The sequence below is a fragment of the Microbacterium oxydans genome, from assembly GCF_000956405.1.
Taxonomy (GTDB): Bacteria; Actinomycetota; Actinomycetes; order Actinomycetales; family Microbacteriaceae; genus Microbacterium; species Microbacterium oxydans_C.
Genome location: NZ_JYIV01000019.1, coordinates 99,051 through 116,491, shown reverse-complemented (window position 1 = coordinate 116,491; position 17,441 = coordinate 99,051). Strand labels below are relative to the sequence as shown.

Genomic DNA, 17,441 nt, shown 5'->3' with positions numbered 1-17,441 from the left:
CCGACTCCCTCTCAGGGCTCGAGCAGGCGGACGAGGCGCTCGTGGCCGGTCTCCTCGAGCTCCGCGATGTCGTCGCGGGACTTCAGGAAGTCGGAGAACGACCGGTAGCCGAGGGCCTTCTCGCTGAACGACGGGTCCATGCGACGCATGTGCGTCTTGACCGCGGAGCTGTGCAGCCACTCGTCGGCGTCGGCCTTGTCGTGCCCGAGACGCAGCGCGCGCTCCAGCAGCTGCGTCGCCACCTCCTGGTCGTCGACCTTGTCCTCGACGCGCGCTTCCTCCGCCTTCGGGGCGGCCTTGGAGCGCGATCGCTTCGAGGCGGACTTCGGCTTCGTGACCGTCTCCGCCGTCTCCGTGGTGGTCTCGGCCACGAGCGCCGGCTGCTCGGCCGGGGGAGCCGCGACGGGGGCAGCGACCTTGGACGGACGCACGACGCCGGGCAGCGAGTCGTACGACTCGAACTCGTCGCATGCGGCGGCCAGCGACTTGGCGGTCGAGCCGGACACGCCGACGCCGATCACGTAGCGACCGAGACGCTTGCAGCGCTGGGCCAGTGGCACGTAGTCGCTGTCGCCCGCGACGATCACGACGTGGGTGAGGTCGGGGAGTCGGAACATGTCCTCGACCGCATCGACGGCGAGCCGGATGTCGGCGCCGTTCTTGGCGTATGCGGCGGCGGGGAACAGCTGCACGAGGTCGACGGCACGGGCCACGAGCTGCGAGCGGTACACGGCGTTGACCGGCGAGGACCAGTCCGCGTAGGCCCGGGTGAGCACGAGCGTGCCGAAGGAGGCCGCGTAGTCGATGATCGCGCCGACCTCGATCATCGCCCGGCTCAACCGCTCGGTGACCTCCGGGTCGTTCGGGTTCTCGCTGATCCGCTGACGATCCTTGCCGTAGGCGTTGCGGCCGTGCACGCGGTCGTACCAGGAGATGACGATGTTGTCGAAGTCGAGGTAGACGGCGACACGGGCATCGGTGGTCTCGGCCATGCTCAGACCTCCTCGCGGGGGTAGCGGACGCCGATCTGCGTCCTGATCTCGTCGAGGGTGCCCATGATCGCGACGCTCTCGGCGATCGGGAGGATGTCTCCCTCGAGGATGCCGTCGCGCACCAGGCGTTCGGCGGCGAGCGCCTGGAACTGCATGCCACGGCCCTCGACCTCGGAGGTGTAGCTTTCCTGCACCGTGCCGTCGGGAAGGACGAGGCGGAACGTGGTCGGGGTGTACCAGACGGTGTCGATGTCGATGCGGGCGACCGTGCCGATGATGCTGGCGACATTGGGGCCTGCGGCTCGGGACGACGAGAGGCTGGTCGAGACCGCCCCGCCTTCATGGAGCATGACGGTGGCGACCTCGGAGTCGGCTCCTGTCTCGACGAGCCGGCCGACGGCGCGGATGCTGGTCGGTGCGCCGAGGATGTCCCAGATGAAGGAGATCGGGTAGATCCCGAGGTCCAGCAGCGCACCGCCGCCGAGTTCGAGCGCGTTGAGCCGGTGGGCGGGGTCGGAGGGCAGCAGCTGGGTGTGATCGGCGCTCACGGCACGGATCTCACCGAGGGCGCCCTCGGCGATGAGTTCGCGGATGCGGACCATGTGGGGCAGGTATCGCGTCCACATCGCCTCCATCACCAGCAGGCCGCGCTCGGCGGCGAGCGCCTGCAGGTCTTCCGCTTCGGCGCGGTTGAGGGTGAACGCCTTCTCGACGAGCACGTGCTTGCCGTGCTCGAGCGCCAGTCTGGCGTTCTCGTGATGCATCGGGTGCGGCGTCGAGACGTAGATGATGTCGACGCCGGGGTCTGCGACGAGATCTTCGTACGAGGGGTGCGCGCGGGGGATGTCGAAGCGGGAGGCGAAGGCGTCGGCCGACTCCTGTGAGCGGGATCCGACGGCCACGAGGTCGAGCCCCGCGGTTCTCAGATCGGACGCGAATGCGCCGGCGATTCCGCCGGTCGCGAGGATACCCCACCGAAGACCTGTCATGGTCTCAGCGTAGGGGCTGCTCCCGGTGTGACGGACTGTTACATCCCGTGACGCCCGGCATCGACGCCATGGCACCGGCGGATCCACCGCCCCTACCGTGACGGGCATGACCGATCCCCTCATCATCGGTGCGATGGTGCGCACCCTCGGCGCGTATCCGTCCGGCTGGCGGCAGCCCGGTGCGCACCGCGACCCTGCGGACGACGCCGAGATCCTGCGCCACATCGCACGAGAGGGGGAGGACGCGGGGCTCGACTATCTGTTCTTCGGCGACTGGCTCGCCACGGGGCCCGACCTGGAGTTCCGCGACCCGTATCTGCTCGCCCGCATCGACCCGGTGAGCGCCGTGCTCTTCCTCGCAGGGGTGACCTCGCGGATCGGCCTGATCGCCACGGTGAACACGACCTACGCCGACCCCTACACGACGGCGCGCTCGCTGGCCTCCCTCGACGTGCTCAGCCGTGGCCGCGCCGGCATCAACCTCGTCACGGGTGCCGAGCCGCGTGCAGCGGGCAACCACGGTCGCGACGCGCACGCCGACAACGAGACCCGCTACGACCGCGCCGAGGAGTTCGTCGAGGTGTTGCGTCGGCTGTGGGACTCGTGGAGCGAGGATGCCTGGATCGCCGACGCCGAACGTGGAGTGCTGATCGATCCGGAAGGACTCCGTTCCGCCGACTTCCAGGGCGCGCAGGTGCGGGTCACGGGGCCGCTCAACGTCGCCCGTCCGCCGCAGGGCCGGATCCCGATCGTGCACGCCGGCACATCGCCCCGGTCGAGGGCACTCGCGGCGACCGAGGCCGATCTCGCCCTGACCGCCGCGCCCACGTTGGCCGATGCGGTCGCCACCCGCCGGTTGCTGCGCGACATCGCCGCCGAGGCAGGACGCTCGCCCGATGAGCTGAAGGTGATCGCCCCGGTGCTCCCGGTCGTCGCGGACGCCGATGCCGATGCCCGGCGCATCGTGGAGCGGCTGCTCGCCCTGGTGCCGCTCGCCGAGGGCCACCAGGCGGCCAGAACCGCGTTCCCGCCGAACCGCACCGTCGCCGCGCTCGCCGACGCGCTCGACGTGCCTGCCGACGATCCGTTGCGTTCGGCCGCGTTCGATGCGCCGGTGACCTCTGCGCACGCCCTGCGCCTGGGGGAGCGAGGTGCCGCGCTGGTCGAGCGGGTCGCCCGTATCGCCGGTGTGCGCATCTCCGGAGACGGGAACGCGGACCCCCTCACCTGGCGGCACTTGGTCGCCGCGCACGCGGTGCCCGCGGCCTTCGTGGTGGGCGACGCCGGAACGATCGCCGATCACTTCGAGACCTGGCGGGAGGAAGGCGGGGCGGACGGGTTCAACGTGCTGTCGGCCTTCCAGCCGGCGCAGTTCGAGGCGTTCACGCGGATCGCGGCCCCGGAGCTCCGCCGTCGCGGATTGCTGCGAAGCGCGGAGGAGAGGGCCGGGGCGACGCTCCGCGACCGCCTGCGCATTACGTCGTATGTCGACGCATGACGACCGGCGTCGCCCGGGTCGCGCGTCGCGGCCCGTGATTCCTACCGTGAACTCACCGCATCACACAGCACCGCACCACACAGCACCGAGCCCGAAGCATCACACCCGAAACCTGGAGACCCACCCATGAATCGTCGTCTCATCCGCGCTGCCGCCATCGCGCTGCCGCTCGTCCTCGCGGGCAGCCTCGCCGCGTGCGCATCGACGCCCGCCCCGGCGAACTCGCCCAGCGAGGGCGGTGACCCCGTCGCCGGAGGAACGCTCACGTACCTCGAGCACCAGGCGTACACGAACCTGTACCCGCCGCAGGCAGGCTTCTACCCCAACGGTGGCATCGTGAACAACATCGCGGCCCGCCTCACCTGGCAGAACCCCGACACCCTCGAGATCGAGCCGTGGGTCGCCTCCGACTGGACCGTGAACGACGACGCGACCGAGTACACGTTCAACCTGAACCCCGACGTGACCTTCTCTGACGGTACGGTGCTCGACGCGGCGGCCGTGAAGAAGAACTTCGACACCTACGGTCTGGGCGACGCGGAGCGCGGCCTCACCGTCTCCGAGGCGATCAACAACTACGCCAGCAGCGAGGTCGTCGACGACGACACGGTCACGTTCCACTTCTCCGCTCCGTCCCCCGGGTTTCTGCAGGCCACCTCGACCATCAACTCGGGTCTGCTGTCTCCGGAGACCCTCGACGGCACGATCGAGGACTTCGGCGCAGGCAACGCCGAGGAGATCATCGGTTCCGGTCCGTTCACGGTCACGGGCGAGAAGCTCGGCACCGAGTACACGCTCACCGCTCGGGACGACTACGACTGGGGACCCGACAGCGTCGACAACGACGGCCGGCCCTACCTCGACGCCGTGCACGTGCTGATCACGCCGGAGGACTCGGTGCGCATCGGCTCGCTGCTCGCCGGACAGGCCGACTACGTCCGTTATGTGCAGGCGTTCGACGAGGACCGGGTCGAGAGCGCGGGCTTCACCCTCTACGCGCCGCAGACCCGCGGCGTGAACAACTCGATCGCCCTGCGTCCCGAGAACCCGCTGCTCGCGGACATCCGCGTGCGTCAGGCGATCATCGCCGCCGTGAACGCGCAGGAGGTCGTCGACACACTGTTCACCGAGAACTACCCGGTGGCGACGTCGGTGCTCTCCTCCCAGGCACTCGGCTACAAGGACGAGTCGAAGCACTACGCCTACGACCCGAAGAAGGCCGAGAAGCTGCTCGACGAGGCGGGATGGGAGCCCGGCGCCGACGGAATCCGCGAGAAGGACGGGGAGCGCCTCTCCATCACGGTGTACGAGGCGAAGCCGCAGCCGCTGTCGAAGCAGACCCTCGAGCTCGTGGCGCAGCAGCTGGCGAAGGTCGGAGTCGAGCTCTCGGTCAAGCCCGGCGACGCCGGCAGCTACGCCGAGGACACGCGCGATCCGCTGAAGACCGGCTTCTACCACTCGATGGTCGGCCGCGCGGACCTGGACGTGATCAAGAGCCAGTACTTCACGAAGAACCGCGACGTGCTGATCTCGAAGGACGCCAAGCTCGACGAGCTGCTGCTGGCCGTGGCCTCCGAGCCTGACGCCGACAAGCGCGTCGCCGCATCGCAGGCCGTGCAGGACTACATCGCCGAGCAGGCCTACGTGATCCCGCTCTTCGAGGAGCCGCAGGTGTACGGCACCGCGGACTACGTGCATGGTGTCGCCTTCGAGTCCGTGGGACGTCCGACGTTCTCCGGCGTCTGGCTCGCCGAGCACTGATCGGCATGGTCCTCCGATGACGTTCGTCCTCCGACGAGCCGGGCAGGCCGCGATCGTTCTGGTCGCGGCCTTCACGGCCACCTTCTTCCTGCTGCAGCTGCTGCCGGGCGATGCCATCCTGATCAAGTTCTCCGACCCCAGCCTCGGGCTCTCGCCGGATCAGCTCGACAGCATCCGGGCCACCTACGGCGCGGACCTGCCCTGGTGGGAGCAGTACGTGCATGCGGGGCTCGGCTTCCTCGCCGGGGACTTCGGCTACTCCACGCAGTTCGGCACGCCCGTGCTGACGATGCTCGCCGAGGCGCTTCCCGCGACGCTGCTGCTCGCGTCCCTCGGGCTCGTGGTCGCGCTGCTCCTGGCCGTGCTGATCGCCGGGCTCTCGTCGCTCGCACCGTTCGCCTGGCTGCGCGACGGTCTTCGCCAGGTGCCCGGCCTGTTCGTGGCGGTGCCGGTCTTCTGGCTGGGCATCCTGCTCATCCAGGTCTTCTCGTTCGGGTTGGGATGGGTGCCGATCGTCGGAGCAGACCCGGTCAGCGGACTGATCCTGCCCGTGCTGACCCTCGCGGTGCCGATCTCCGCTCCGCTGGCGCAGGTGCTGGTCCGAGCGATCGATCAGGTGCAGGCGCAGCCGTTCGTCACCGTGGTCCGGGCGAAGGGTGCCCCGCCGTTGTGGGTGCTCACACGCTCCGTCGCCCGCAACGCCGCCGTGCCGACCCTGACGATCGCCGGCGTGCTCTTCGGGGAGCTCGTCGGGGGAGCGGTGGTCACCGAGACCGTGTTCGGCCGCACGGGAATCGGGCGGCTCACCGAGCAGGCCGTCGCCAACCAGGACATCCCGGTGCTCCAGGGGGTCGTGCTGCTCTCCGCCCTCGGGTTCGTCGTCATCAGCTTCGCGGTCGACCTCGTCACGCCGCTCATCGACCCGCGTCAGCGCACGCTCACCCGTTCCACCGCGTCAGCTGCCCCGCGGCCGGCGCCTCAGGAGGTGCCCGCATGACCGCCCCCGTGATCGCCGCGACGAGTGTCGCGCCGGACTCCACCCCGGCCCCGATCGTCCCCGAACCTCCGCAGAAGGCGCGCCGCCGCGGCCGGCTCCGAGGTCGTGCCTGGGGTCTGTATCTCGCCATCGCCGTGGTCGCCGTCGCGGTGCTGTGGGCGGTCATCCCCGGCGTGTTCGCGCCCGGAGACCCGCTCACCGGCGTGCCGGCCGACAAGCTGCTGCCGCCCAGCGCCGCGCACTGGTTCGGCACCGACACCCTCGGCCGCGATCTGTTCGGCCGCGTCGTCCACGGGGCCGTGCACTCGCTCTCGGGCGCGCTGATCGCGGTCACGGTGGGGCTCGCGCTCGGCACCGTTCTCGGCGCGATCGCCGGAGCCCTGGGTGGAGTGGTCGACGACGTGCTGATGCGCATCGTCGACGTGCTGCTCGCGATCCCCGGGCTGCTGCTGTCTCTCTCGGTGATCATCCTGCTCGGATTCGGCACGGTCAACGCCGCGATCGCGGTCGGCCTCGGCAGTGTCGCGGCGTTCGCGCGGCTGATGCGCGCCGAGGTCGCCCGCGTGCGCCGCACCGAGTACGTCGAGGCGGCCTTCGGCAGCGGCGCGACCTTCTCCGCCGTGCTGCGCCGGCACGTGCTGCCCAACTCCCTGACTCCGATCGTCGCGCTGGCCGCGTTGCAGTTCGGCACCGCCATCCTCGCGATCTCGACGCTCGGCTTCCTCGGCTACGGCGCCCCGCCGCCCACCCCGGAATGGGGCCTGCTGATCGCCGAGGGTCGCAACTACGTGGGCACCGCCTGGTGGCTCACCGCCCTGCCGGGTCTGGTCGTGGTCGTGGTCGTGCTCAGTGCCAACCGCATCAGCCACCGCATCGGAAGGGGGACGCGATGAGCGTTCTGACCGCATCGGACCTCAGGGTCTCCTACGGGGGGCGAGAAGTCGTGCACGGCGTCTCCTTCGAGATCGACGAAGGGGAGACCCTCGCCCTGGTCGGCGAGTCGGGGTCGGGCAAGTCCACGACCGCGCACGCACTCCTCGGGCTCCTCCCCGCAGGGGGCCGGGTCGACGGCGGGACGGTCGTCCTGGGCGACCTCGACATCTCCGGGTGGTCCGACCGTGCGCTGCGGGGAATCCGTGGTGCGGAGATCGGCCTGGTGCCGCAGGATCCGACGACCTCGCTCGACCCCGTGCGTCCGGTCGGCACTCAGGTCGAGGAGATCCTGCGCCTGCACGGGCATCGCGATCGGCGCTCGCGTCGCGCACGGGCCATCGAACTGCTCGACCGCGTCGGCATCGACGACCCGGACCTGCGAGCACGCCAGTATCCGCATGAACTCTCCGGCGGCATGCGGCAGCGTGTGCTGATCGCCACCGCGATCGCCCTGCGACCCCGCCTGCTGATCGCCGACGAGCCGACCAGCGCCCTCGACGCCACGGTGCAGCGCAAGGTCCTCGACCTGCTCGACGAACTGCAGCGCGAGGAGGGCACCAGCATCCTGCTCGTGACCCACGACCTGGGCGTGGCCGCTGATCGTGCGGCGCGACTCGTCGTGCTCAAGGACGGCCGGATCGTGGAGCAGGGGCGGAGCGAGGAGGTGCTCGCCGCGCCGACGGACCCGTACACGCGTCAGCTGCTCGCCGATGCTCCCGCGTTCACGACCGGCTTCCGGCGTCCTGACGCCCCGCCGTTCCTGCGGGATGCCGCAGCCGTCGCGGCGGAGAACCCGTATGCGATCGTCGCCGAGGGGCTCGTGAAGGAGTTCCGCGTCGCCGGCAGGGAGCGGTTCTGCGCCGTGGACGACGTCTCGTTCCGGGTTCGTCGTGGTACAACCCACGCGCTCGTCGGCGAATCGGGGTCGGGGAAGACCACGACGGCGAGGCTCATCACGCGCTTCCACCAGCCGGACGCCGGGACTATCGAGGTCGCGGGAGAAGACGTGACCCATGCGAAGCGCGAGCAGCTGCGAGAGCTGCGCCGCCGTGTGCAGCTCGTCTATCAGAACCCGTTCGCCTCGCTGGATCCCCGCCAGCGCATCGTCGACATCATCGCCGAGCCGCTGCAGAACTTCCACGTGGGCTCACGGGCCGAGCGCACGGAGCGTGCGCTCGGCCTCCTCGACCGGGTCTCGCTCCCGGCGGACGTCGCACGGCGCACCCCGCGCGAGCTGTCGGGCGGACAGCGGCAGCGTGTCGCGATCGCCAGGGCGCTCGCGATCGACCCCGAGGTCGTGGTGCTCGACGAAGCGGTGTCGGCGCTGGACGTGACGGTGCAGGCGCGCATCCTCGAGCTGCTCACCTCGCTGCAGGCCGAGCTCGGACTCACGTACCTGTTCATCTCGCACGACCTCGCCGTCGTGCGCAGGATCAGTCACACGGTCTCGGTCATGCGCCGCGGCCGGATCGTCGAGGAGGGGCAGACGGAGGACCTGTTCCGCGACCCGCAGCACGAGTACACCAGGGAACTGCTCGCCGCGGTACCCGGACGAACGGAGATCGTCGCATGACCACCGCATCCACCGCCCGGACCGGGCCCAGCGTCGCCTTCTTCACACGTCTGCTCGACGACGCCTCGCCCGCTGAGCGGTATGCGCTCGCCATCGCGCAGATCCAGCAGGCGGAGCGCCACGGGATCGGGAGGGCCTGGGTCGCACAGCACCACTTCCACGCGGCCGAGGGCGGATTGCCGTCGCCGCTCGTCTTCCTCGCGCACGTGGCCGCCGTGACCCGGCACATCCGTCTGGGGACCGGCGTGATCACCCTGCCGCTGGAGGACCCGGTGCGGGTGGCCGAGGATGCCGTGGTCGCAGATCTGCTCTCCGGGGGGCGAGTGGACCTGGGCCTCGGCAGTGGAGGCACCCCGTCGTCGTTCGTGCCCTTCGGGGAGGACGTGCGCGACAAGGCGCCGACCTACGACCGCAAGCTGCGCACGCTCCTCGACGGCCTCGCCGGGCGCGACGTCGGCGCGGGCAACACGCTCTACCCCGACGCCGGAGACCTCGCCGACCGCATCTGGCAGGCCACGTTCTCGGCTCCGGGCGGTCACCGCGCCGGCATCCACGGACACGGACTTCTGCTCTCTCGCACCCAGCCGCGCAGGGCGGATCGCCTGCACGCACCCCTGTCCGAGCTGCAGGACCCGATCATCGACGCATACCTCGACGCGCTCCCGGCAGGCGTTGGTCCCCGGATCACCGCCTCGCGTACCGTGTTCGTCGCGGACGACCGTGCCGAGGCGCTGCGGTTCGCCGAGGTCGGCCTGCGGCGAGCGGCGGAGGGGTTCCGTCGGCAGGGCCAGACGATTCCCGGCGATGACATCGAGGAGTTGATCGTCGCGCTCGACACGCATCTGGGCACACCCGAAGAGGTGGCCGAGTCGCTCGCCGCCGATGCCACTCTCGCCCGTGCGACCGAGGTGGCCTTCCAGGTGCACTCGGTCGATGCCCCGCACGAGCACGTGCTGCGCTCGATCGCGCTGTTCGCCGACGAGGTCGCGCCGGCCCTCGGCTACGCCCTGGGCGAGACCACGACAACCGAGACAATCAAGGAGAACGCATGACCGATGACACCGTCCTGAACGATGACACCGCCCTGTTCGATGACACCGTGGACCGGATCCTGGGGGTGACGCCGGAGCTGGACGAACTGCGCCGCCGCCGACCGGTCACCAGGGAGCAGCTGCAGGCGAGCTTCGACGCCCTCTTCCGGCCGGTCACAGTCGCGCACGTCTCGCAGGCGGAGCGTGAACTCGTCGCGGCCTTCGCCACCGGACTCGCCGGCGTCGACGACGCGACAGCGGCGTTCTATGCCGCCCGCGCGCGCGAGGCCGATCCGGAGCGGGCGGGCGCAGTGCTCGCCGAGGCAGCCGGGGCGTCGACGAGCGGTCCGTTCGGCGCCTACACCGAACTCGGCCTGCAGTCCGAGAACACGGAGGGCGAGCGCTACGCGCCCGCGGACGCCGTCACCGCCGTCATCGGCGAGCGCCTCGCCGCAGCCCTCGCGCACACGCACCTGCTCCTGTTCCGACCGCGCGAGGCGTCCGGCGCCGATCTCGGACGACTGCTCGACGCCGGATGGTCGACCGATGGGATCGTGACGCTGTCGCAGCTGGCGTCGTTCCTCGCCTTCCAGCAGAGGGTCGTCACCGGGCTTCGCGCGCTCGCCGACGCAGGGATCGCCCAGACCGAGGTCTCCGAGGAGGAGGCAGCATGACCGCCGAGCAGACCGTGCTCCGCCACGACGACGCCCCGCACCCGCACGCCTTCACCCGCGGGGAGGTCGGCTGGGTCCCGCACCTCGAACCCCTCGAGGAGGAGGAGTTGACGCCACGGCACTACGACGGCCTCGTCGATGCCGCGCGCGCGAAGAACGACTACTTCCGGCTGCTGGCTCGTGACCCCGAGGTTCTCAAGGCGCGGACACTCGTGGACAAGGACATCTTCTACAACGTCGCCGAGGGTCTGCCGCGCGCCGACCGCGAGCTGGCGGCGACCGCAGCATCACGGCGCAACGGCTGCGTGTTCTGCGCGTCGGTGCATTCCCGCTTCGCCGCGCATCACAGCAAGCGCGTCGAGGATGTCGACCTGCTGCTGGACGAGGGCATCGACGCTGATCTCGGCGAGCGCTGGAACGCCATCGTGGCCGCGTCGGTCGCGCTCACGGACACTCCGAGCGCATTCGGGGAGCAGGAGATCGCGCGGCTGCGGGCGGCAGGACTCGACGACCTGGAGGTCGCCGACGTGATCCACGGTGCGGCGTTCTTCAACTGGGCGAACCGTCTGATGCTGTCGATCGGACGGCCGGTGGCTCCCGCCTGACCCTCGCTCTCGCTACGGCACGAGCTGTTCTACGGGACCAGGATGATCTTGCCCGAGGCGGCGCCGGATTCCATGAGCTCATGGGCCTGCGTCGCCTCGGCGAGCGGCAGCTGAGGGCCGAGCTCGATCGTGAAGTCGCCGGCGTCCAGGAGGGCGATCGTCTCGGGCAGGGCCTCGGCACGCCAGGCGAGCTCCTGCTCGGTCAGGGGCACGGGCGATCCGCCGGAGAAGGCGCGGATGCCGAAGGATGCGGCGTCCGGCCCTCGCACGATCGTCGCGATGCGCTCACGGTCGGCGACGAGCGCCAGCGAGGTCTCGATCGCCTCATCGGTGCCGGCGCAGTCGAGCACCACGGTCACGGGTGATGGAGCGGCGGCGCGCACCCGGTCGAGCAGACCATCACCGTAGGCGACAGGGATCGCCCCGAGCTCGCGCAGCTGGTCGTGGCGGGCGGGGCTTCCTGTGGCGATCACGGTGGCACCCCAGGCGACGGCGAACTGCACGGCGGCCTGGCCGACGGATCCGGAACCGCCGTGCACCAGCAGCACGTCGCGCTCGGTCACTCCCAGCGACCGCAGCGACTGGTAGGCGGTGCCGGCGGGGATGCCGATCCCGGCGCCCTCGGCCATCGTGACCGTGTCGGGGAGCTTCGCGAGCTTCTCGGTCGCGATCGCGAGCGCCGAGGCGTAGGTGCCGTTCCCGTCGCGGATGGCCACCCGGTCGCCGACGACGAGATCGTCGACCCCTTCGCCCAGCACCTCGACGACGCCGGCGCCGTCGAAGCCGACGGGACGCGGCTCGGTGATCGGCGGGGACGGGCGCTTGCCGCCCCGCAGCTTGGCGTCGATCGGGTTCGCTCCCGCCGCCTCGATCCGCACGACGACCTCACCGCGTGCGGCGACCGGATCCGGGATCTCGATCAGGTGGAGGACAGCGGGGGAGCCGATTTCGGTGTACACGATCGCGCGAGCCATGCGTTCAGGCTACCCGGGGTACGCCGGCGCGGTCTCGGGTCAGCGGCCGGACAACGCCTTCATGATGCGCTGCGGCGACACCGGCTGCGCGGTGCCCAGACGCTGGGCGAACACACTCACCCGATACTCCTCGAGCAGCCACCGCACCTCGACGAGCGCCGGCGTCGCGTCGGGGGTGAGGGGGATCGTGCCGCCCGCGTCCTCGAACGCCTTCGCCATCCGCTCGTACTCCGTCATGCGCGCCCGGTCCTTGCCCGGCTCGCTCGCGAGGGTCTTCAGGCGGTCGAGCATCCCCTCCAGGTAGCGGGGGAAATGCGTGAGGCGCTCGGTTCCCGCAGCGGAGACGAACCCGGGATGCAGCAGGCCGCTCAACTGGGTGCGGATGTCGTTCAGCGGTCCGAGCAGGGCCAGCGAGTTCTGCGACTTGATACCGCGCTCGACGTCTCGGGACTTCGTGAGGATGCGAGCGACCAGTGACACGCAGGCGAACAGCTCGTCGACGAGCACGGCGGAGACCGCGTCCCGCACCCGGTGGAAGTCGGCCTCGTTGCGCACGATCCCCTCCGGCACGAGGCTCTGGATGACCTTTCTGGCCACGGCCGCACGGCAGTCCTCGATGAGTGCGGCCGCTGAGGGATACGGCGAGGCGGCGAGCGCCAGCTTCTCCTGGCTCGTCAGATGCTCCTGCACGTACGAGGACGGAGAGGGGACGCCCAGCAGCACGAGCCGCAGCACGCCGTCGCGCGTGGCCGCTGTCGCGGCATCGGGGGTGGATTCCACGCGCACCGACACGGTCTTGCCCTGATCGACGATGGCCGGGTACCCCCGCACGACGCCGCCGGCGACGCGGGTGTCGAGCACCTCGGGCAACTCCCCGAACGTCCAGGCCGTGAGACCGGTCTGCTCGAGCGATGCGGCGGCGATGCGTTCGACTCCACCGCCCGGAGTACCGCGATTCGCGCCGGGGGCACCGGAGCGGGGAGGCGAGGCGATCGAGCGGGCGACGCTGCTGCGGGCGCGGTCGGAGAGCTGCGTCTGCAGCGCCCGCAGGTCACGTCCGGAGCCGACGACCCTTCCGCGTTCATCCACCGCCCGGAAGTTCATGCGCAGATGCGGAGGCACCCGCTCGTCGTCGAAGTCCGCGGCCGAGACCAGTTGGTTGGCGAGGGGCTGGATGCGACGGGCGAGGGCTTCCTTGAGCGTGCGCGGGGGCAGGCCACCGTGCGACTCCGGCCCCTCGTCGACGAGCTCGGCACCGAACTTCTCCGCCCAGTCGGCGGCAGGCACCACGTGGCGACGGATCGCCTTGGGGAGAGCGCGCAGCAGACCGGTCACCAGCTCGGCGCGCAGGCCGGGAACCTGCCAGTCGAAGCCGCGATCCTCGATCTGGGCGAGCAGGGGCAGGGGCACGACGACGCTCACACCGTCGTCGTCGGCGCCCGGTTCGAACCGGTACGCGAGGCCGAGCACCTGATCGCCCTGCGTCCACCGGGTCGGGAACTCGCGCTGATCCGCGCGCTCCTCGTCGTCGATCAGGTCGCTCTCGCGCATCACGAGCAGCTTCGGCGTGGCCGCCATGGCCTCGCGCCACCAGCTCTCGAACGAGCGCACGTCGAACACCTCGGCCGGGATGCGTTCGTCGTAGAAGCGGAACACGGCCTCGTCGCCCGCGAGGATGTCGCGGCGGCGCTCGCGCTCCTCCAGCTTCTCGAGGCGCCTGCGCAACTCGGCGTTGATGCGCCAGAAGGCGCTCACCCGCTTGTCGATCCGCGTCGGATCCCACTCGCCTTCGACGAGCGCGTGCCGCACGAACAGCTCGCGAGAGGCGGCCCTGTCGATGCGCGCGAACTGCACGCGTCTGCGCGGGATGATCTCGAGCCCGAAAAGCGTCACCTTCTCGAACGCGACAGCGGCACCCGCGTCCTTAGACCAGTGCGGCTCGGTCACCTGGCGCTTGGCCAGGTCGCCGGCGAGAGGCTCGGCCCAGGCCGGGTCGATCGCGGCGACCGTGCGTGCGAACGTGCGGGAGGTCTCGACGATCTCGGCGGCGATCACCGCGCGCGGGCTCTTCTTGCGCAGCCCGGAGCCGGGGAAGATCGAGAAGCGGATCCCTCGGGCTCCGCGGTACTCCGCGATGCGCCGGCCCCTCTGCTCCTTCGCGGGGGAGTGCGCCTTGCCGGCGGGGGCGGTGCGCTCGTCGAGGATGCCGATCTGCGAGAGCAGGCCCGAGAGCAGGGCGCGATGGATGGCATCGGGGTCGCTCGCGCCCCCGCCCTCCCCGCCGCGGTCGCTCGTCTTCACGAGGGTGCGCAGCTGACGGTGCACGTCGAACCACTCCCGCACCCGCACGTAGTTCAGATGCTCGGAGCGGCAGAGTCGACGGAACGCGCTCGAACCGAGCTCGCGCTGCTGCTCGCGCAGGTGGTTCCACAGGTTCAGCAGGGTGAGGAAGTCGCTGGTCGGGTCGACGAACCGCGCGTGCAGGCGGTCCGCCTCCTCCCGACGCTCCTCCGGCCGCTCCCGCACGTCCTGGATCGTCATCCCCGAGACGATCGCGAGCACGTCCCGCGTCACCGAGCCGCCCGATCCCGCCCGCCCCGCCTCGATCAGCATGCGCGCGAAGCGCGGATCGATCGGCATGCGCGAGATCTCGCGGCCGATGCGGGTCAGGTGCGGGGATCCGTCCCTGCGCGATGCCTCGACCGCGCCGAGCTCGGTGAGCAGGTCGAACGCGGCCTTCACGCCACGGGAGTCGGGCGGGGTGAGGAACGGGAACGCCGTGATGTCGCCGAAGCCGAGAGACAGCATCTGCAGGATGACAGAGGCCAGTGAGGTGCGCAGGATCTCGGGCTCGGTGTACTCCGGCCGTTTGTCGTAGTCGTCCTCGGAATACAGGCGGATCGCGATGCCGTCGCTGGTGCGCCCTGCACGACCGGAACGCTGGTTGGCCGAAGCCTGGGAGACCGGCTCGATCGGCAGCCGCTGCACCTTGGAGCGGTTGCTGTAGCGGGAGATGCGCGCCGTGCCGGTGTCGATCACGTACTTGATGCCGGGCACCGTGAGGCTCGTCTCGGCGACGTTGGTGGCGAGGATCACACGGCGGCGCACACCGGCGACCTTGCTGCGCTCGAACACCCGATGCTGGTCCGCGGCGGAGAGTCGACCGAACAAGGGCAGCACCTCGGTGGGGGAGCGGTCGTTCGCATAGGCACCGCGCACGGCATCCGCGGCGTCGCGGATCTCGGCCTCACCGGGGAGGAAGACGAGCACGTCTCCCGGAGCTTCCCGGTCGAGTTCCCGCAGGGCGGAGACGATCGCCGACACCTCGTCCTCCGGCTCGACCGGTGAGCTCTCGTCATCCGCATCCTCGACCGGCCCGCGATAGCGGATCTCCACCGGATAGGTGCGGCCGGAGACCTCGATGATCGGCGCCGGCGTGCTCTCGCCTCCAGCTGCGGCGGGCGTGGCGAAGTGCTTCGCGAAGCTCTCCGGGTCGATCGTCGCCGAGGTGATGATCACCTTCAGGTCGGGACGCTCGGGAAGGATCCGGGCCAGGTACCCGAGCAGGAAGTCGACGTTGAGGGAACGCTCGTGCGCCTCGTCGATGATGATCGTGTCGTAGCGCGTGAGCAGACGGTCTCGGTGGATCTCGTTGAGGAGGATGCCGTCCGTCATCAGGGCGATGCGCGTGGCGTCGGAGACCTTGTCGGTGAAGCGCACCTTGTAGCCGACCAGCGTGCCGAGCTCGACCTGCAGCTCTTCGGCCACGCGCTCCGCGATCGTGCGCGCAGCCAGGCGGCGGGGCTGGGTGTGCGCGATACGCTCGCGCCCGAGTTCGAGAGCGATCTTCGGCAGCTGCGTGGTCTTGCCCGATCCGGTGGCACCGGCGACGATCACGACCTGATGGTCGCGGATGGCGTCGGCGATCTCGGCCCTCGCCGCGCTGACCGGCAGCTCGGGGGGATAGGAGATCACGGGAGAAGACATAGCCCTCCATCGTATGCCGGGAATCGCCCCCTACGATCATGGGGTGATCACCGCTCTCGCTCCCGTCCAGTGGTTCCGTGAGTTCGGACGGCCGCCGCGCATCCTCGGACTCGACATCGCCAGAGGACTGGCGATCCTGGGCATGGCAGGAGCACACATCGGGGAGACCGAGACGTTCGAGTGGCTCGATCCCTCGACGTGGACCGACCTGGTGCACGGGCGGTCCTCGATCCTGTTCGCGCTGCTCGCCGGTATCTCGATCGCCCTGATGACCGGGCGCAGCGCCGGACCCGACCGTGAGCGGATTCCGAGCATCCGACTGAACCTGATCGGTCGGGGTGCGGTGATCTTCGTGATCGGCCTGGCACTGGAGATGCTGAACACCCCGATCGCGGTGATCCTCACGCTCTACGGTCTTCTCTACGTCGCGGTCATCCCCTTCCTGCGCTGGCGCCCGTGGCAGCTGCTGACTGCCTCCGCGGTGCTCGCCCTGCTCGGGCCTTCGCTGCTCGCGTTCCTGAACGCCGTGATGCTGAACCCCTACGGGGCGGGCATCGGGTTCGTGCTCTACGGCACGTATCCGATCACGGTCTGGATGGCACTGGTGCTGGCCGGCATGGCGCTCGGACGCCTGCACGTCGAGCGGCTGCGCACGGCGGCGGTAGCGCTCGGGATCGGTGTCGTGCTCGCGGCCGTCGGCTACGGACTGGGTGGGATCGGCCAGGCTGCGGGGCTCACCGGGAGCTTCGGGAGCAGCTCCTTCTCCGGCGGCCCCTCCTTCTCAGACAGCAGCTCCATCTCCGGCAGTGTCGTCTCCCCACCGTCCGGCTGGGAGGGATATCCGCAGGCGCTCGCCGAGACCGATCCGCTCCGCGCCGTGCTCACCGCGGTGTTCGCGGTCGACCCGCACAGTGGTGGTACCGCCGAGATCCTCGGCTCAGGCGGCTTCGCGCTCGCCGTCATCGCCCTGTGTCTGCTGCTGAGCAGGCCGCTCCGCTGGATGCTGCTGCCACTCGGCGCACTCGGCTCCATGCCGCTGACGGCATACAGCGCTCACGTCCTCTCGGTGATGCTCGTCGGCGGCCCCGGAGGGTTCTTCTCGAGCAACGCCTTCTGGGCGGCGACGGCACTCGGGCTGCTGCTCGTGACGACGCTCTGGTCGATGTTCTTCGGACGCGGGCCCCTCGAACGCCTGGTCGGGCGAGGAGCTGCGGCGATGGCGGCCGTGCCCCGCCGCTGATCCCGTCGACGGATCCTCGGGCACGCCGAAACCGGTGTGTTAGCGTGGAGGAGCAACGCCGTCTGGCGTCTGCGACCGACCGGCATGGCTGGTCGGACTGGGGAGTTTCGAACTGGGGAGTTCACACCACCGCGTCGCGGCGATCTTTCGCCGCCTCGATGTCGTCGAGCGCGCGGGGGAGGATGAC

Annotated in this window: 13 protein-coding genes; 9 read left to right on the top strand and 4 right to left on the bottom strand. The window is 70.3% G+C overall.

The window, feature by feature from the left end; genetic code table 11:
* Nucleotides 1–11 precede the first annotated feature (11 nt).
* Nucleotides 12–992, bottom strand: coding sequence for an NYN domain-containing protein (locus tag RN51_RS04840; protein WP_045262914.1), 981 nt, complete (start codon nucleotides 990–992; stop codon nucleotides 12–14).
* A gap of 2 nt (nucleotides 993–994) precedes the next feature.
* Nucleotides 995–1,981 (bottom strand): Gfo/Idh/MocA family protein, encoded by a 987-nt coding sequence (locus RN51_RS04835; RefSeq protein ID WP_045262913.1) that lies wholly within the window; start codon nucleotides 1,979–1,981, stop codon nucleotides 995–997.
* Nucleotides 1,982–2,087: 106 nt separating this feature from the next.
* On the opposite strand from RN51_RS04835, the gene RN51_RS04830 reads away from it, so the two are divergent.
* The 8 genes from RN51_RS04830 (at nucleotide 2,088) to RN51_RS04795 (ending at nucleotide 11,053) form a co-directional block, all read left to right on the top strand.
* Nucleotides 2,088–3,479: an NtaA/DmoA family FMN-dependent monooxygenase gene (locus RN51_RS04830; protein ID WP_045262912.1), complete on the top strand. Its 1,392-nt coding sequence runs from the start codon at nucleotides 2,088–2,090 to the stop codon at nucleotides 3,477–3,479.
* 126 nt (nucleotides 3,480–3,605) lie between these two features.
* Complete coding sequence (locus RN51_RS04825) at nucleotides 3,606–5,240, top strand: TIGR04028 family ABC transporter substrate-binding protein (RefSeq protein WP_045262911.1); 1,635 nt, start codon at nucleotides 3,606–3,608, stop codon at nucleotides 5,238–5,240.
* 16 nt (nucleotides 5,241–5,256) lie between these two features.
* Nucleotides 5,257–6,237 (top strand): ABC transporter permease, encoded by a 981-nt coding sequence (locus RN51_RS04820; protein WP_045262910.1) that lies wholly within the window; start codon nucleotides 5,257–5,259, stop codon nucleotides 6,235–6,237.
* Complete coding sequence (locus RN51_RS04815; RefSeq protein ID WP_045262909.1) at nucleotides 6,234–7,130, top strand: ABC transporter permease; 897 nt, start codon at nucleotides 6,234–6,236, stop codon at nucleotides 7,128–7,130. The genes RN51_RS04820 and RN51_RS04815 overlap by 4 nt, the downstream gene beginning before the upstream one ends.
* The gene (locus RN51_RS04810; RefSeq protein WP_045262908.1) at nucleotides 7,127–8,743 is read left to right on the top strand and encodes a dipeptide ABC transporter ATP-binding protein; all 1,617 of its coding nucleotides are present in this window, start codon (nucleotides 7,127–7,129) and stop codon (nucleotides 8,741–8,743) included. Before RN51_RS04815 ends, RN51_RS04810 begins: the two co-directional genes overlap by 4 nt.
* Nucleotides 8,740–9,795 carry a putative FMN-dependent luciferase-like monooxygenase gene (locus RN51_RS04805; protein WP_045262907.1) on the top strand — a complete coding sequence of 352 codons (1,056 nt, stop codon included), beginning with the start codon at nucleotides 8,740–8,742 and terminating at the stop codon, nucleotides 9,793–9,795. Before RN51_RS04810 ends, RN51_RS04805 begins: the two co-directional genes overlap by 4 nt.
* Nucleotides 9,792–10,448, top strand: a complete 657-nt coding sequence (locus tag RN51_RS04800) for a CMD domain protein (protein ID WP_045262906.1) — start codon at nucleotides 9,792–9,794, stop codon at nucleotides 10,446–10,448. Before RN51_RS04805 ends, RN51_RS04800 begins: the two co-directional genes overlap by 4 nt.
* A complete protein-coding gene (locus tag RN51_RS04795) occupies nucleotides 10,445–11,053 on the top strand; it encodes an alkylhydroperoxidase domain protein (protein ID WP_045262905.1) in 609 nt (202 codons plus the stop codon). The genes RN51_RS04800 and RN51_RS04795 overlap by 4 nt, the downstream gene beginning before the upstream one ends.
* 29 nt (nucleotides 11,054–11,082) lie before the next feature.
* Here RN51_RS04795 and RN51_RS04790 read toward each other — a convergent pair whose 3' ends face one another.
* Nucleotides 11,083–12,027 (bottom strand): quinone oxidoreductase family protein, encoded by a 945-nt coding sequence (locus tag RN51_RS04790; protein WP_045262904.1) that lies wholly within the window; start codon nucleotides 12,025–12,027, stop codon nucleotides 11,083–11,085.
* A 39-nt stretch (nucleotides 12,028–12,066) separates the two neighbouring features.
* Entirely contained in the window at nucleotides 12,067–16,014 is a 3,948-nt protein-coding gene (gene hrpA, locus RN51_RS04785; protein ID WP_045262903.1) for an ATP-dependent RNA helicase HrpA, read from the bottom strand.
* A 43-nt stretch (nucleotides 16,015–16,057) separates the two neighbouring features.
* Here hrpA and RN51_RS04780 point away from each other — a divergent pair, with 43 nt between their 5' ends.
* On the top strand, nucleotides 16,058–17,254 hold the full coding sequence (locus tag RN51_RS04780) for a heparan-alpha-glucosaminide N-acetyltransferase domain-containing protein (RefSeq protein WP_231579217.1): 1,197 nt from the start codon (nucleotides 16,058–16,060) through the stop codon (nucleotides 17,252–17,254).
* Nucleotides 17,255–17,441 lie beyond the last annotated feature (187 nt).

Coding starts and splice junctions, on each gene's coding strand:
- RN51_RS04810 (WP_045262908.1), top strand. CDS start 7,127: ATGAGCGTTCTGACCGCATCGGACCTCAGGGTCTCCTACGGGGGGCGA.
- RN51_RS04820 (WP_045262910.1), top strand. CDS start 5,257: ATGACGTTCGTCCTCCGACGAGCCGGGCAGGCCGCGATCGTTCTGGTC.
- RN51_RS04825 (WP_045262911.1), top strand. CDS start 3,606: ATGAATCGTCGTCTCATCCGCGCTGCCGCCATCGCGCTGCCGCTCGTC.
- RN51_RS04800 (WP_045262906.1), top strand. CDS start 9,792: ATGACCGATGACACCGTCCTGAACGATGACACCGCCCTGTTCGATGAC.
- RN51_RS04835 (WP_045262913.1), bottom strand. CDS start 1,981: ATGACAGGTCTTCGGTGGGGTATCCTCGCGACCGGCGGAATCGCCGGC.
- RN51_RS04805 (WP_045262907.1), top strand. CDS start 8,740: ATGACCACCGCATCCACCGCCCGGACCGGGCCCAGCGTCGCCTTCTTC.
- RN51_RS04830 (WP_045262912.1), top strand. CDS start 2,088: ATGACCGATCCCCTCATCATCGGTGCGATGGTGCGCACCCTCGGCGCG.
- hrpA (WP_045262903.1), bottom strand. CDS start 16,014: ATGTCTTCTCCCGTGATCTCCTATCCCCCCGAGCTGCCGGTCAGCGCG.
- RN51_RS04815 (WP_045262909.1), top strand. CDS start 6,234: ATGACCGCCCCCGTGATCGCCGCGACGAGTGTCGCGCCGGACTCCACC.
- RN51_RS04840 (WP_045262914.1), bottom strand. CDS start 992: ATGGCCGAGACCACCGATGCCCGTGTCGCCGTCTACCTCGACTTCGAC.
- RN51_RS04795 (WP_045262905.1), top strand. CDS start 10,445: ATGACCGCCGAGCAGACCGTGCTCCGCCACGACGACGCCCCGCACCCG.
- RN51_RS04790 (WP_045262904.1), bottom strand. CDS start 12,027: ATGGCTCGCGCGATCGTGTACACCGAAATCGGCTCCCCCGCTGTCCTC.